This is a genomic window from Rhodococcus sp. 11-3 (assembly GCF_023704055.1).
Classification (GTDB): Bacteria; Actinomycetota; Actinomycetes; order Mycobacteriales; family Mycobacteriaceae; genus Rhodococcus; species Rhodococcus aetherivorans.
Genome location: NZ_CP080406.1, coordinates 5,522,315 through 5,536,901, shown reverse-complemented (window position 1 = coordinate 5,536,901; position 14,587 = coordinate 5,522,315). Strand labels below are relative to the sequence as shown.

The 14,587-nt window shown below is 68.0% G+C and carries 13 protein-coding genes and 1 pseudogene; 4 read left to right on the top strand and 10 right to left on the bottom strand.

Translation table 11 applies throughout. From position 1 onward, the window contains the following. The first annotated feature begins 291 nt into the window (after positions 1 to 291). Positions 292 to 750: an XRE family transcriptional regulator gene (locus KZJ41_RS25525; RefSeq protein WP_006939934.1), complete on the top strand. Its 459-nt coding sequence runs from the start codon at positions 292 to 294 to the stop codon at positions 748 to 750. Positions 751 to 763: 13 nt separating this feature from the next. Further along, positions 764 to 1,120, top strand: coding sequence for a DUF86 domain-containing protein (locus KZJ41_RS25520; protein ID WP_050036019.1), 357 nt, complete (start codon positions 764 to 766; stop codon positions 1,118 to 1,120). A gap of 151 nt (positions 1,121 to 1,271) precedes the next feature. Here the strand turns inward: KZJ41_RS25520 and KZJ41_RS25515 are convergent, their stop codons facing one another. Together KZJ41_RS25515 and KZJ41_RS28635 are read right to left on the bottom strand one after the other, a co-directional pair. Further along, on the bottom strand, positions 1,272 to 1,877 hold the full coding sequence (locus KZJ41_RS25515; RefSeq protein WP_231772376.1) for a DUF2510 domain-containing protein: 606 nt from the start codon (positions 1,875 to 1,877) through the stop codon (positions 1,272 to 1,274). Between the two features lie 143 nt (positions 1,878 to 2,020). Then, positions 2,021 to 2,119 (bottom strand): hypothetical protein, encoded by a 99-nt coding sequence (locus tag KZJ41_RS28635; RefSeq protein ID WP_341353356.1) that lies wholly within the window; start codon positions 2,117 to 2,119, stop codon positions 2,021 to 2,023. Between the two features lie 27 nt (positions 2,120 to 2,146). On the opposite strand from KZJ41_RS28635, the pseudogene KZJ41_RS25510 reads away from it, so the two are divergent. Next, a pseudogene (locus KZJ41_RS25510) lies at positions 2,147 to 5,146 on the top strand (type I restriction endonuclease subunit R); the annotation flags it as partial. Between the two features lie 115 nt (positions 5,147 to 5,261). Here KZJ41_RS25510 and KZJ41_RS25505 read toward each other — a convergent pair. Both KZJ41_RS25505 and KZJ41_RS25500 read right to left on the bottom strand, forming a co-directional pair. Further along, entirely contained in the window at positions 5,262 to 5,750 is a 489-nt protein-coding gene (locus KZJ41_RS25505; protein ID WP_006939926.1) for a hypothetical protein, read from the bottom strand. A gap of 138 nt (positions 5,751 to 5,888) precedes the next feature. Next, the gene (locus tag KZJ41_RS25500) at positions 5,889 to 7,412 is read right to left on the bottom strand and encodes a serine hydrolase (protein ID WP_065921975.1); all 1,524 of its coding nucleotides are present in this window, start codon (positions 7,410 to 7,412) and stop codon (positions 5,889 to 5,891) included. Positions 7,413 to 7,611: 199 nt separating this feature from the next. On the opposite strand from KZJ41_RS25500, the gene KZJ41_RS25495 reads away from it, so the two are divergent. Further along, the gene (locus KZJ41_RS25495) at positions 7,612 to 9,348 is read left to right on the top strand and encodes a SulP family inorganic anion transporter (RefSeq protein ID WP_065921976.1); all 1,737 of its coding nucleotides are present in this window, start codon (positions 7,612 to 7,614) and stop codon (positions 9,346 to 9,348) included. 73 nt (positions 9,349 to 9,421) lie between these two features. Here KZJ41_RS25495 and KZJ41_RS25490 read toward each other — a convergent pair whose 3' ends face one another. The 6 genes from KZJ41_RS25490 to KZJ41_RS25460 form a co-directional block, all read right to left on the bottom strand. Further along, positions 9,422 to 10,252 carry an alpha/beta fold hydrolase gene (locus tag KZJ41_RS25490; RefSeq protein ID WP_065921977.1) on the bottom strand — a complete coding sequence of 277 codons (831 nt, stop codon included), beginning with the start codon at positions 10,250 to 10,252 and terminating at the stop codon, positions 9,422 to 9,424. 172 nt (positions 10,253 to 10,424) lie between these two features. Continuing rightward, positions 10,425 to 10,787, bottom strand: coding sequence for a carboxymuconolactone decarboxylase family protein (locus KZJ41_RS25480; RefSeq protein ID WP_180987039.1), 363 nt, complete (start codon positions 10,785 to 10,787; stop codon positions 10,425 to 10,427). A 41-nt stretch (positions 10,788 to 10,828) separates the two neighbouring features. Further along, on the bottom strand, positions 10,829 to 12,409 hold the full coding sequence (locus tag KZJ41_RS25475) for a long-chain fatty acid--CoA ligase (protein ID WP_065921979.1): 1,581 nt from the start codon (positions 12,407 to 12,409) through the stop codon (positions 10,829 to 10,831). Positions 12,410 to 12,449: 40 nt separating this feature from the next. Next, positions 12,450 to 13,097 carry a CoA transferase subunit B gene (locus KZJ41_RS25470; RefSeq protein ID WP_065921980.1) on the bottom strand — a complete coding sequence of 216 codons (648 nt, stop codon included), beginning with the start codon at positions 13,095 to 13,097 and terminating at the stop codon, positions 12,450 to 12,452. Continuing rightward, the gene (locus tag KZJ41_RS25465) at positions 13,094 to 13,858 is read right to left on the bottom strand and encodes a CoA transferase subunit A (protein ID WP_006939916.1); all 765 of its coding nucleotides are present in this window, start codon (positions 13,856 to 13,858) and stop codon (positions 13,094 to 13,096) included. Before KZJ41_RS25465 ends, KZJ41_RS25470 begins: the two co-directional genes overlap by 4 nt. Before the next feature lie 97 nt (positions 13,859 to 13,955). Continuing rightward, positions 13,956 to 14,549 (bottom strand): alpha/beta hydrolase, encoded by a 594-nt coding sequence (locus KZJ41_RS25460; protein ID WP_029546440.1) that lies wholly within the window; start codon positions 14,547 to 14,549, stop codon positions 13,956 to 13,958. Positions 14,550 to 14,587 lie beyond the last annotated feature (38 nt).

The window sequence follows — 14,587 nt, the reverse complement described above, 5'->3', positions numbered from 1 at the left end:
CGCTCAGCCCACCGGTTCACCGTCGTTCTCGACACGCCCAGAGTATCGCCGAGCTCCAACGCGGATCGACCACGGGCCAACCCCCGATATGCCGCTGCTCGTGTCTCCCAGGGAATCTTCCTCGTCACCAACACACCCTTCGACTAGGGGTGTTGCGTTGGCTTCCTGAAACTACCCGGCGTGTCGTCACGAGAACTGCACATCCGAGCGAACCCGTGACTCCCCGCGGGGCATGGGCCGCGTCCGGCCCACATCGCTTCAAGCGATAACAATATCTGTTATCGTGATGTCGTGGCCGTCGGCTTCGGTGACTTCGTTCGCATCCGGCGGGGGATTCTGGGTCTCTCGCAGCGGGAGCTCGCCGAGCGCTCCGGCATCAAGCAGCCTCTGATCGCCGCAATCGAGACCGGACGACGGCAGCCGTCCGAGCCGGCCCGTTCGGCGCTGACGGCAGCCCTGCCCGTTCGCCCCTCCGAGGCTCTGGCAGCCCGACGTGAAGAAGTGCGCGAACTCTTCGCCGAGGCGGGACTGCCGAACCCGAGGGTGTTCGGATCTGTGGCGCGCGGCGACGACGACTTCGCCTCGGATATCGACCTCATCGTGGATTTCAGCGATCGCCACGACATCGTCGACCTCCTCGGGTTGCAGCAAGCATTGGAAGACCTGCTCACCGTGCGGGTCGAGATCGTCGACGGGCGAGCCGGGGGGCGCGTGGGGGACCGGGCCCGGGAGGAAGCCGTGGCGCTGTGACATCGGAGAAGCTGTGACGTCGGAGGAGAATGCGGACGAGCGTGTTCGCCGTCGTTTACAGGACCTTGCCGACTTCGCGGCGGATGCCGCCTACACGGTGGGACTCGGTCTGGATGCCTACCTGGAGGACAGTCCCTACGGGCGCGTGCTGCGGAACAACGGTCGGCACATCCTGATCCAGGTGGCCACGGTCGTCGAGAAGCTGCCGGAGACGTTCAAGTCCGAGTTCCCCGGCGTCGACTGGGTGGCGATCGGACGGATGCGAAACCTGATCGCGCACCACTACGACAAGGTGAACGACCGTCTCGTCTACTCCGCCTTGGCGACCCGGATCCCCGAACTGAGCGCCACGCTGGGGCTGGGGCACTGAGCTCGGTTCTCCTCCGCTCACCTCGCAGGCTGGACAACGCCGGACATCGACAACCGTCGCTTTCGTTGTCGATGTCCGGAGCAGGTGTGGAGGGACGGGCGTAACGCCCTGAGGCGCGACAGGACGCCGAAGCGTGCGGCTGTCGTCGTCGCTACGGCGCCCCGAACCCGTAGGTGAAACTGCCCGTCGTCCAGTTCATCGTCGCGTGGTACTTGTACCCGCTCATCGTGCCGTCGCCGTTGTCCTCGGTCGCGACGAAGCACTCGAACACCGTCGTCGTCTCGGTGAGGTTGTCGGTGGACCCGCCGTTGACGGGTGAGCAGGTCACCTCGATCACCGGCCCGTCGAACATTCCGTTGTCGATGTGCTTGTTCGCCATCTGCTCCACACTCGACTCGATCTCCGAGACGGATCGCGCGCGGGAGGCGCGCTCGGCGTCGTCGCGCTGCTGCTGCGCCGCCTTCTCGGCGGCCAGGCGTTCCGCTTCGCGCTGTGCAGCTTCCTCTGCCGCCGCGACCTGTGCCGCAACCTGGGCGTCGTGATTGAGCTTCCAGGTGAGCGCCCCACCCCCCACGGCGAGCAGCAGGACTGCCAGCACGATCAGGAGCGGCTTCTTCCTGATTCGGCGCTTCTTGCCGTCGACGGCGCCGGAACCAGGGAAGTCCAGCCACCGGGTGCCGTCCCAGTAACGCTGGCCCCCGTTCGGATCGGGGTACCAGCCGGCGGGTGCGGGCGTCTTGTCGTCCGACATCGTCATGCCCTTCTTGGAAGTTGGGAGCGCCGGAACGAGCGAATGTGTCGTTCCGTCGATCTGAGGAGGTGAGCGATACATTCGCTCGCTCCGAAGGTGGGAAATTCCGGTGCGCCCGACCCCTCGCGGGCGCACCGGCCCCGGGGACGTCACCGCAGGGAGACGGTGACTCCGCCGGAGAACATGGAGTCGTGCAGTTCGATCGAGGCGGGAACCGCATCGACCGGCATGTCGAACACGACCGGCATCGTGACGGTGTTGCCGGGGTTGATCTCGTCCCAGAACGCGACGTCGAGCAGGCCGTGGACGTGGTCACCACCGCCGGATCCACCGACGCGATCTCCGAGAATCGCGCCGTGCACGCATACCTCACCGAAGGCTTGCGCAAGATCAACTATGTCGACGACAGCGGCGTGGAGGTCACACCCACGATCCGCCTGATTTCCGTGGACCCGGACGACAACGACTGGCTCGCCGCGCGTCAGGTGACCGTTATCCGCGGCGACCACGAGCGCCGCTTCGACGTGGTTCTGTACCTCAACGGGATGCCTGTCGCGGTGATCGAACTGAAGAACGCCGGCAGCGAGCATGCCGGGCTCAACGGTGCCCACGCCCAGCTGCACACCTACCTACGGGAGTTCCCGCTCCCGTTCCGCTTCGCCGTCGTCGCGCTCGTCTCCGACGGCATCACCGCCAAGTACGGGACGCCCTTCACCCCGTACGAACACTTCTCCCCCTGGAACGTCGACGACGACGGCCGCCCGATCGAACCCACCGGCGACCACACCGCCCTCGACGTCGCCCTGTACGGGCTGTTCAACCTCGAACGGTTCCTGCAGCTCGTACGCGACTTCACGGCGTTCGATCAGAGCGAGGGCGGGCTGATCAAGCGCATCGCCAAACCGCACCAGTACTTCGCCGTCACCAAAGCCGTCGCGTCGACCGTGCACGCCGTCGACTCCGAGGGCAAAGCGGGCGTCGTCTGGCATACCCAGGGCTCCGGCAAGTCGATGGAAATGGAGCTGTACGCGAACCAGGTGATCCGCCACCCCCGGCTCGCCAACCCGACCGTCGTCGTCATCACCGACCGCAACGAACTCGACGGCCAGCTCTACGAGACGTTTCTGCGCTCCCAGCTGCTGCCCGAGAAGCCGCGGCAGATCCGGCGCCGTGACGAACTCCGACAGGAACTGTCCGGCCGGACAACCGGCGGGATCTACTTCACGACCCTGCAGAAATTCGGGCGCAGCCGTGACGAACGCGAATCCGGCCACAGCCACCCCCTCCTCTCGGCCCGGCGCAACATCATCGTCATCGTCGACGAGGCGCACCGCAGCCACTACGACAACCTCGACGGCTACGCGCGTCACCTGCGCGACGCGCTGCCGCACGCGACCCTCATCGCCTTCACCGGCACGCCCGTCTCGTTCGAGGACCGGGACACCCGGGCGGTGTTCGGCGACTACATCGACGTCTACGACCTCACCCGTGCGGTCGAGGACGGCGCCACCGTCCCGGTCCACTTCGAAAGCCGGCTGGTCAAGGTTGCGTTCGCCGGCGACGTGACCGAGGAGCAGATCGACGCGTCCGCCGACGAACTCACCGTCGGACTCGACGACACCGACCGCGACCGCATCGAGAAGTCCGTCGCGGTCGTCAACGCCGTCTACGGCGCGCCGGCCCGGCTGCACAAGCTCGCCGCCGACCTCGTCGAACACTGGGAGAGTCGCCGCGAGCAGATGGCCAAATTCGTCGGGTCCGACGACAACCCCACCGCGCCCGGCAAGGCCCTGATCGTGTGCGCGACCCGCGAGATCTGCGCCAATCTCTACGACGAGATCGTCGCACTGCGCCCGGATTGGCACTCGGGCGAGATCTCCAGCGGGCGAATCAAAGTCGTCTACTCGGGAACCGCGGCCGATCAGCCGCCGATCGACAGGCATGTGCGCCGCGACTCGGCGAACGCCGCGATCAAGAAGCGGCTCAAGGACATCGACGACGAGCTCGAAATCGTCATCGTCAAGGACATGCTCCTCACCGGCTTCGATGCGCCGCCGCTGCACACTCTCTATCTCGACCGGCCGTTGAAGGGTGCGCTGCTCATGCAGGCCCTCGCCCGGGTCAACCGCACCTTCCGCGGCAAACGCGACGGGCTGCTCGTGGCCTACGCGCCCGTCGCCGACAACCTCGCTGAGGCGCTGGCCGAGTACACGGCGACGGATCAGGAGACCAAACCGCTGGGCCGGCCGATCGAGGAGTCCGTCGACGCCGTCAAGAACCTGCTCACGGTGCTCGTGAACATGCTGCACGGTTTCGACTGGCGGTCGCGCCTCCGGTCCGCCACCGGACCGCGTGGCTATATCGAAGCCGTGCTCGCCACCGTGAACTACCTGCGCGACCCGAAGCTTCCGGAGAACCGGGTGCCGGAAGGGGACGAGACCCTGGCGGCCCGCTTCCGGAAATTCTCCTCCCAACTGTCCCGCGCCTGGGCGATCTGCGGCACTCATCCCGATCTGGGAGGGCTGGCCGCCGACGCGAAGTTCTTCGAGGAAGTCCGCGTCTACATGGCGAAGTTCGACGCCGAGGATCGGCAGGCGCGGGGGCTCGCTGTTCCGGAGGACGTGCGGCGTGCCTTGCGTCAGCTCATGGCCGCCTCGGTCGAATCCGGCGAGGTACTCGACATCTACGACGCCGCCGGCATTCCGCGACCGTCGCTCACCGAACTCAATGCGGAATTCCTGGCACGGGCCGAACATGCGAAGAACCCGAACCTCGCGATCGAGGCGCTCCGCAAGCTCATCAACGAGGAAGCGCGAAAGGTTGCACGGCACAATCTGGTACGTCAGCGAGCGTTCTCACAACGTCTGCAGGAACTGATGAACAAGTACACCAACTCGCAGCTCACCTCCGCGGAGGTGATCGCCGCGCTGGTCGAGGTCGCGCAGGAGGTGCAGGCCGAGGGCGACCGCGGCCGCCGCTTCGATCCGCCGCTGGACTGGCACGAACTCGCCTTCTACGACGCCGTGGCCCAGAACGAATCCGCCGTCACCGAGCAGGGCGACGACGTGCTCGCCCAGATCGCCCGGGAACTCGTCGCTGTCATGCGTCGCGACGTCAGGACCGACTGGCGCGTGCGGGCGGACGTCAAGGCCAAGTTGCGCTCGCAGATCAAGCGGTTGCTCACGCGGTACAAGTACCCGCCGGACCGGCAGGCAGGCGCGATCAAGCTGGTGCTCGAACAGATGGAGGCGATCGCGCCGACGATGGCTGCGTGAGTGTGCACGCGTCTCGCGTGAGGCAGATGCGGGCACGAACCCCCACGTCCCTGCCAATACCGCAGTGGCGAAGTGGCCGCTCGGGGCGAGGCCGTCGGATCACCGCGTCGACCCGTCAGGGTCGTGTGTTCCCCGGATCGATGGGCTGCCCGAGACCGGTGGCACGCCCGGTTCGGTCGCGTTGCAGCTGCCATGTCACCTGGTAGGCCATCCGTCCCACACCACCTTCGCGCACATAGGCTTTCGCGCGCATCACCAGTACGAACGGGCTGCCCTGGATGCCCGTGAACTGGCGTTGTTCCAGGCCGACGACGGCGGAGTCGACCGCGAGGATCGCGCCCGTATCTCGAACGTGCAGGCTCGTCATCGAGGCGCTCACCATCGGCACGGCCACATCCTGGCGGGCGAACGTCTGGATGGTGTCGTCGGCGTAGGGGACGAACGAGAGGATGTCGACATGCTGGCCGCTGTCCTCGGCCGACAGATCGAACATGAGCCATCCGGAATGGATCATCAGCAGACCATTCGTGCCGGCATCGATCATGTAGGGCACTCGGAGGTGTTGGACAGCATCGATGTCGCGCACCCGAAGTCGGACGGTCATGTGTACTCCTGAGGAAGGGGCTGGGGCATTACCACCATCCCGCCGGGGCTTCCGGACGGTAACCCACCCCAGGGCTTCGGTTCGTCCCCCCTGCCCGCCGCCGGGCACTCCGGTCGGTGCGGGCGGACGCCGTGCCGGTCAGGGTGCGGGGGAGTGGCCCCGCCCCCGGGCAACCCGGCGGACGAGCAGCGTCGCGGCGGCGACGGCGCCCGCTCCCTCGGTCCACAACCTCGGGTTCGTCGCCGGCGTCCGCTTCCGGGCGGACAGCGGCATCAGCTCGAAGTGCACGGACATGTCGTCCGTTCCGGGCTCGCGCCCGAACACGACCCGGCTGGAGCCCAGCCCGTCGCCGAGGTCGAACCGGAACGCGTACGGATCGGCCGGGTCGTCGGGGTGCAGCGGCAGGCCCCGGTACAGCGGAGGCAGCGGGGTCAGGAACCGGAGCAGGAGTTCGCCGCGACGGACGAAGACCTCGACGCCGGCACCGATCATGGCCCTGACCCGGACGTCGGTGACCCGGCCGGGCAGGTGGTACCACCCGCAGATCTCGGACCAGACCTCGGGGCGCTGCGGAACGTCGGTGCGGATCTTCTCGCCCGGAACGCCGAGCACGGACCCGAGCAGCGTCCCGGTTTCCACCGGCAGCCACATCACGGCCCGGTGCGCTCCGTTGGTGAAGGCGAGGATCCCGACGCCGTCGCCCGGGGCGACGGTGATCTGCGAGTTGAAGCCGGGCAGAATGCCCTGGTGCTCGGCCACGTGGTGGCCGCCCACGTCGCCGCGGAAGAAGGTCAGGCCGACGCCGGGCAGCCGCGGATCGGCCTGGTACTGGGGCGCGAACATGGTGGCGAGCGTCGCGGGTTCGAGCACCGATCCGTGCTCATTGGCGCCGCCGCCCAGCAGCGCCGCGACGTAGCGGGCCATGTCCGTGGGTGTCGAGTACGCCGCGCCGGCTCCCGCCGTCACCGGTTCCCGTTCGGGGACCGCCCTGGGGCCGCTCGAGCGCAGGGTGTAGCCGGTCGCGATCCGTGCGGCGTCCAGGTCGGCCCGGACGAGGCTGGTGCTCGTCATGCCGAGGGGTTCGAAGACGTGCTCGCGCAGGTAGCGGTGCAGCGGCTGCCCGGTCATGTCCTCGACCATCTGGCCGAGCGTCGCGTGCGAGTGGTTCCCGTACCGGAACCTGGTGCCGGGCTCCGCGTCGATGCGCAGTCTTCCTCGGTAGTGCTCGGCCAGGGATCGTGGCCGTCCGGGCTCGATGTTCTCCCCGAAATTCGGTCGGAGCGCGCCGGACGCCGGCGCCACCTCGCCGAGTCCCGCGGTGTGGGTCAGCAGGTGGCGCACCGTCGCGGGCCGCCAGCCGGACCGCGCGGGGACCAGCCGGAAGGCGCGCAGATAGTCGGCGGCGGGCGCATCGAGGTCGACGAGTCCCCGTTCCCACAGCTGCATGACCGCGATCGCCGTGAACGTCTTGGTGATCGATGCGATCCGGAAGATCGTGTCCTCGGTGACGGGTCTGTTCGACGGGATGTCCGCGACGCCGTGCCCGTGGAAGAACTCCAGCGTTCCGTCGCGGACCACGCCGACCGCCAGGCCGACGGCGGGCCGGCGGTTGAGGATCTCGTCGACGGCGGCCCGCAGCTCGGGCCTCTCGATCTCGGACATGGCTCCCCCCTCGGGCGTCCCGGCTCGAATCGATCGTAGGTGGGTTGCTCGCGTCGCGCCCGAAAGTGCGGTCCGCGCGGGTAAGAACACGCGCGAGAGAACACCGATGGGCGCGGGTGTTCTGGCCGATGCAGCAACCGCTGCGTGTGTTGCCCACAATCGGCGTTTCCGACTGGGCCTGCGGTGCCATACTCTCTGAATGTCCTTCAGCCGAGCCCTGGCTGGGCTGCCCGGTGTCGTGACGGTACGCCGTTACCGCCGCGAATGGTTGCGCTCGGATGTGACGGCCGGTCTCGTTCTGACTGCACTGCTCATTCCTGCCGGCATGGGCTACGCCGAAGCCGCCGGGCTGCCCGCGTACGCGGGCCTGTACGCGACCATCGTGCCGTTGCTCGCGTACGCCGTCGTGGGACCGTCCAAGATTCTCGTTCTGGGACCGGACTCGTCGCTGGCGCCGCTGATCGCTGCGGCGGTGTTGCCGCTGACCGTGGCCGCGGACCCGGAAAGCGCACTGGTCCTGGCGGGCGTCCTGGCGGTGCTGGTCGGCGTGATCATGATCCTCGGAGGGTTGCTGCGGCTCGGGTTCGTCACCGAGTTGTTGTCCAAGCCGTTGCGCCTGGGCTATCTCAACGCGATCGCGCTCATCGTGATCGTCGGGCAGCTGCCGAAGCTGCTGGGCTTCTCGGTCGACGCCTCGGGCCTTCTCGACGAGCTCGCCGGGATCGTCGGGGCGGTGCTGGACGGGGACGTCGACCCGACGACGGCGCTCGTGGGCGGTGTGTCGCTGGCGGTGATCATCGGGCTCAAGGTGCTGCATTCCAAGGTTCCGGGTGTTCTGGTCGCGGTCGGGGGAGCCATGGTCGTCGCCTTCGCGATCGACCTCACCGACGACATCGACATGGTCGGCGCCCTGCCACGCGGTATGCCCCTCCCGTCGTTCGGCGGGGTGAGCTGGGATGAGGTGGCCGCGCTCGTGGGGCCGGCGGCGGGTATCGCGTTGATCGCCTTCGCCGACTCCGGCGTGCTGTCGCGCACCTTCGCAGCCCGGCGGGGCGAGAACGTCGACGGCAGTACGGAGATGAAGGCGATCGGAGTCGCGAACGTGGCCAGCGGGGTGTTCGGTGGGTTCCCGATCTCGGCCAGCGGTTCCCGTACCCCGGTGGCAGAGGAGAGCGGAGCCCGCACCCAGCTGGCCGGAGTCGTCGGAGCCATAGCGGTGCTGTTGTTCGTTCTGCTCGCACCCGGAGTGACCGCGTATCTCCCCCAGGCCACTCTGGGGGCGGTGGTGATCGTCGCGGCGTGGGCGCTGGTCGACGTACCCGGTGTGGTGCGGATGTGGCGGATGAGCCGCGTCGAAGCGGGTCTGGCCGCTGCAGCGTTCGTCGGCGTCGCCTTGGTGGGGGTCCTGCAGGGCATCCTGGTGGCGATCGGATTGTCCTTCGTGGCAGTGGTTGTGCGAGTATGGCAGCCCTATCGGACGGAGCTGGTCGCCCTTCCGGACCGGGACGGGTTCCACGACATCACCCGGCACCCCGAGGGCCGGCGCATCCCGGGTCTGGTCCTCGTTCGATTCGATGCTCCGTTGTTCTTCGCCAACGGGGAGATGTTCGACAGCTACGTCCGTTCATTGGTGAACGCCTCGGCGTCGCCCGTCGAATGGGTCGTCGTCGCCGCCGAACCGATCATCGGATTGGATACCACAGCCGTCGACGAAGTGGTCGACCTCGACCGGTATCTGGAGAGCCAGCACGTCAGGCTCGTCTTCGCAGAGATGAAAGGCCCCGTCAAGGATCGGCTCGTGCGCTTCGGTGTGGGTGACCGATTCGATACGTCGCGGTTCTATCCGACGATCGAAGCTGCGGTGAGCGCCTTCGAGCAACGGCGTCGGCGCCACGGCGACGACCAGCCCGAGGGCGACGGCCCGGAAACCTCGTGACGTACCGCGGATCGGTCCGACGAGCGAAGTGCGGCACGTGCCTCCTCGTCGGACCGTCGCGGCGCAGAAGCCGTCATCCGGTCGCGAGAAACGCATCGATGACCGGCACGACCTCGCCGGCTCCGGTGAGCACGTCGATGTGCCCCCCGGAGTGCATATGCAGGGTGGCATGGGGAAGCAGCCGGTGCATGATGCGGGCATTGACGGCGGGAACGATCGGGTCGTCGGTGCCGGCGACCACGAGGACCGGTTGCCGGATCAGCGGCAGCAGCGGCAGGCTCGTCCACAGGGCCCCGGCGAGCAGTTGCTGCAGATACCCGGTTCGCGACGTCGTGCGGGGCTGCCTGCCGAGCAGGCCGGCGACCGCGCCGGCGTTCGGGCGGGCGGTACCGCCGTACAGTTCCGCGACGTTCGCCGCGGCCCAGGCGGCGTCGTCGAATCGCCGGCGGGTGAGCATCTTCGCCAAGGTGCGCGGACTGCCCGGGACGGACACTGCCCCGGTGCTGGTGGCAACGAGCACGAGACGCCGGCAGCGGCGCGGATTCTGCAGGGCGAACTGCTGAGCCAGCGCGCCGCCCCACGAGTATCCGACGACGTCGACGACCCGGAAACCGAGGGCGTCGAGGACCCGGCCCACGACCCATGCCAGATACGGGAAGCCGTACGGCACCAGCGACGACGGCGACCCACCGGCGCCGGGAACGTCGAAGCGCACGATCGTCGCCCCCGCGTTCCAGGACTCCACGATCGGACCGAGGATTTCCAATCCGGCGCCGAGACCGTTGCACAACACCACGGGAACTCCGCTCCCGTGGCGCACGCTGACCCGGATCCGGTGGCAGCCGACGCGGACGATCCGCTCCTCGAACCGGGTGTGGTGATCGAGCACGTTTCCGGCGGTCACGTGTAGAGCACAACCATCTCGGCGATACACACCGGTCGTGTCCCACCGTCGATCTCGCTGTTGATCTCGAAGACCACCTCGAGACCTGCCGGCTTGTGCTGAAGTCGAAGCGTCATGATTGTTCCTCGAGATGTGGGGCGTTCTGCCCGGGGAGTGCGGGAGCGGCGTTGTGTCAGGCGTGCCCGGCACGGTCCGATTCGGGCACCCGACCCTGGGAGGACAGTTCCTCGAGGAGGAGGGGCACGCCGATGTTCAGCGAGTGGATGCCGATGGTGGTCGCGAGCTTCAGGACTTCGACGATCTCGCGGGCGGTGACGCCCAGATCGAGTGCGGCTCGTATGTGTCGCCGCAGCCCGGGAGCGTACATGTGGGTGCAGGAGGCATCGACGGCGATGCACAGCAACTGGACGACCTGCGGTGAGAGCACGCCGCTCTGGTACGGCTGCATCGTCGCCGTCAGGTAATGCTCGGTCCATTCGGGATCGAGTTCCTCGATCCCGTCCCACAGCGGGTTCCAGGTGCCCTCCGCCTTCATGCGGTCGACGATGGAAGGAGCCGCACGGGGCGTGTGGGCGGTCATCGGCCGCGAACCTGGTCGACGACGGCCGAGACCAGCTCGCGCTTGAGGATCTTTCCGGTGGCGGTCATGGGCAGGGCCGTGGTGAATTCGACGGACCGGGGGTACTTGTAGCCGGCCATCTGGTCCTTGCACCAGTCGATCAGCTCCGTCTCGGTGATCCGTGCACCCGGTTCGAGGATGACGAATGCCTTGACTTCTTCGCCGTGCCGTTCGTCCGGGACGCCCACGACGGCTGCGAGCGAGACCGCGGCGTGCGTCATCAGTACTTCCTCGATCTCTCGGGGGTAGACGTTGAATCCGCCGCGGACGATGAGATCCTTGGCCCGGTCGACGATGTAGTAGAAGCCGTCCTCGTCGCGCCGTGCGAGATCGCCTGTGCGGAACCAGCCGTCGCGCATCACCTCGGCGGTGGCGTCGGGCCGGCCGAGGTAGCCCTTCATCACGTTGTGGCCGCGGAGTGCGAGCTCCCCGACCTGGTCGTCGCCGAGAACGGGGTTCCAATGCTCGTCGACGAGCTTGGCCTCGATGCCCCAGACCGGAACACCGATCGAGCCGGGGCGGGGGTCGCGTTCGGGGTCGCTGAAGACCGCCAGCGGCGAGGTTTCGGACAGACCGTAGCCCTCGAGAATCCGCACGCCGAAGCGGCGTTCGAACTGGGCGTGGATCTCCACGGGCAGCGCGGCGCCACCGGAGATCGCGCGCCGCAGGGAGCGGGAGATGCGGTCGACGTCGACGGTGTCGTCGACCGCGCCGAGCAGAGCCCAGTACATGGTCGGCACCCCGGCGAAGACGGTGATGTCCTCGCCGACCATGAGCTCGAGCGCCGCCTTCGCGTCGAACCGCGGCAGGAGCACGAGGGTGGCGCCGACCGACAGGCCGGCATTCATCGTCACGGTCTGGCCGAAGGAATGGAACAGTGGCAGGGTGAGCAGGTAGGTGTCCGGGCGCAGCGGGGTGCTGTCGAACAACCGGTTGGCGGTCAGGGCATTGAGCAGCATGTTCGCGTGCGTCAGTTCCGCGCCCTTCGGCCGGCCGGTGGTGCCGCTGGTGTAGAGGATCACCGCGGTATCGCCGGGCTCGCGAACGACGGTGTCGAATGTGTCCGGACGGGTCTCGACGGCCCGGGCGAGGGTGCCGACGCCGGGGATCGGCGACGACGTGTCCGGGTCCGCGGTGAGGAGAATCATCTCGCGGCATCCGGCGGCGTTGTCGAATCCGGCACGGCCGTATTCGCCCATGGGCAGGTCGTCGGTGCCCTCGAAGCAGAAGTAGAGGGCGGCACCGGAATCGTCGAGATGGTAGGTGATCTCGCGCGGCTTGAGCAGGATGTTCAACGGCACGACGATCGCGCCGGCCTTGAGGATCCCGTAGTAGACGGCGGGGAACTGCGGGATGTTCGGGCACGAGAGCGCGACCTTGTCGCCGGGGCCGATGCCCCGGGCGGCGAGCAGGTTCGCCACCTGGTTGGCCAGGGCGTCGAGGTGGGCGTAGGTGAGGCGTTCCGTGCCGAAGACCAGTGCGACGCGATCGGGGTAGCGACGGACGGAGTCTTCCAGTAGTACGGAGAGATTGAGCACGAGAGTGTGTCCTGTCGTTGTGACGAGGGAGACGGTGGAGTCAGCCCAGGGGTGCGTCGGTGGCGGCGCGGACCTGCTCGGCGGTGACGCCGGGTGCGCACTCGACCAGCACCAGTCCGGTGTCGGTGACGTCGAGGACGGCGAGGTCGGTGATGATCCGCTGCACCACGGCCTCCCCGGTGAGCGGCAGGGTGCACCGCTCGACAATCTTCGATGCGCCGGTCTTGTCGGTGTGCTCCATCAGCACGATGACCGTGCGGGCGCCGTGGACGAGGTCCATCGCCCCGCCCATGCCCTTGACCATCTTGCCCGGCACCATCCAGTTCGCCAGATCCCCGGTGGCGGAGACCTGCATCCCACCGAGCACCGCGGTGTCGATGTGCCCGCCGCGGATCATCCCGAACGAGATGGCCGAGTCGAAGAACGCCGCACCGGGGTGGACGGTGATCGTTTCCTTGCCGGCGTTGATCAGGTCCGGATCGACGGCGTCCTCGGTCGGGTAGGGGCCCGTCCCCAGGATCCCGTTCTCCGAATGCAGCGTGACCCGCACGCCCTCGGGCAGGAAGTTCGGAATCAGCGTCGGCAGCCCGATGCCGAGATTGACGTACTGCCCCGGCGTGAGTTCCTGCGCGGCGCGGGCCGCCATCTCGGTACGTGACCAGCCGAGGGTGTCGATCACTGCGGTCATGCTCGGGCCTCCTTGGCGGCGCGCACGGTGCGCTTCTCGATCTGCTTGTCCTGCATTCCGGTGTGCACGATGCGGTCGACGAAGATTCCCGGAAGGTGCACCTGGTCCGGGTCGATCTCGCCGGGTTCGACGAGCTGTTCGACCTGGGCGATGCAGATCTTCCCGGCCATCGCGGCCAGCGGGTTGAAGTTCATCGCGGCCTTGTTGAACACCAGGTTGCCCTCGGTGTCGCCGCGCAGCGCATGGACCAGGGCGAAGTCCGCGGTGATCGATTCTTCGAGCACGTACCGCCTGCCGCGGAACTCGCGGATCTCCTTCGGCGGCGACGCGAGTGCGACGGATCCGTCCGCGTGGTAGCGCCACGGCAGCCCGCCCTGCGAGACGGGGGTGCCGACCCCGGCGGGAGTGAAGAACGCCGGGATGCCGGCGCCGCCGGCACGCATCTTCTCCGCCAGGGTGCCCTGCGGGGTCAGCTCCACCTCGAGTTCACCGGAGAGGTACTGACGGGCGAACTCCTTGTTCTCCCCCACATAGGAGGCGGTGACGCGGCGGATCCGCTTGTCGCCGAGCAGGATTCCCAGTCCGTGCCCGTCGACGCCGCAGTTGTTGGAGAACACCTCGAAATCGGTGCCCTTCCCCTCCGCGAGCGCCGCGATCAGCTCGTCCGGGATGCCTGACAGGCCGAAACCTCCGACCGCGAGCGAGGCACCGGACGGGATGTCGGCGACGGCCTCGGCCGCAGTTGTGTAGATCTTGCTCAATTTCTTTCTCCGTACTGGCGCAGGACGCGCGATGCAGGGGGCGTGTGGCTGGCGTGAGGGGCGGGCCGGCGACCTCGAGTCGTGGCCCGCCCCGGAATCAGCACCGCGCTGCGGCGGATGCTGCGGTGTGCTCGATCAGTTCCTGCAGCAGCTCCTCGGCGCGCGGCCAATATCCGTAGCCGGCGGCGGGATTCAGGTGCCCGACGTTGCCGAGGTCGACCAGCCGGCTGCCCCACAGCTCGGCCATGCCGGTCACACGGCGGTAGCAGGCGAGTGGATCGTTGCGGCTTGCTGCGACGACACTCGGGAACGGCAGCCTCCGGCGAGGGATGGGGTTCCAGCCGCCACGGTCGAGGTCTTCGCCGGAGGGGTAGCCGGCGGGCAGCGGCAACTCCAGGTCCGCCGGGGTCGCCAGGAGGGCGCCCTGGATCGGCCGGGTGGGGTTCTGGGCCCAGTGGACTGTGGTCATGACTCCGGCGCTGTGGGCGACGAGCACGACCGGGCCGGAGATGTCGTTCAGGACGGTGTCGAGAGCGGCGACGCGGGCGGCACGGTCGAGCTTGTCGTGCTCGAGCGGGGGCACGGTGCGCGCGTCGTCGAGGCGTTCGGCGAGCAGGGTCTGCCAGTGGTCCGCGACGTGGTCTCGCAGACCCGGCACTATCACCACGGTCGGAGAGGTGGGGCTGTTCAAGATCGGCTCCAGGAGCTTGTTCGAAGTGACGGGGAAGC

Coding starts and splice junctions, on each gene's coding strand:
- KZJ41_RS25495 (WP_065921976.1), top strand. CDS start 7,612: ATGTCCTTCAGCCGAGCCCTGGCTGGGCTGCCCGGTGTCGTGACGGTA.
- KZJ41_RS25505 (WP_006939926.1), bottom strand. CDS start 5,750: ATGACCGTCCGACTTCGGGTGCGCGACATCGATGCTGTCCAACACCTC.
- KZJ41_RS25500 (WP_065921975.1), bottom strand. CDS start 7,412: ATGTCCGAGATCGAGAGGCCCGAGCTGCGGGCCGCCGTCGACGAGATC.
- KZJ41_RS25515 (WP_231772376.1), bottom strand. CDS start 1,877: ATGACGATGTCGGACGACAAGACGCCCGCACCCGCCGGCTGGTACCCC.
- KZJ41_RS25470 (WP_065921980.1), bottom strand. CDS start 13,097: ATGACCGCAGTGATCGACACCCTCGGCTGGTCACGTACCGAGATGGCG.
- KZJ41_RS25480 (WP_180987039.1), bottom strand. CDS start 10,787: ATGAAGGCGGAGGGCACCTGGAACCCGCTGTGGGACGGGATCGAGGAA.
- KZJ41_RS28635 (WP_341353356.1), bottom strand. CDS start 2,119: ATGCCGGTCGTGTTCGACATGCCGGTCGATGCGGTTCCCGCCTCGATC.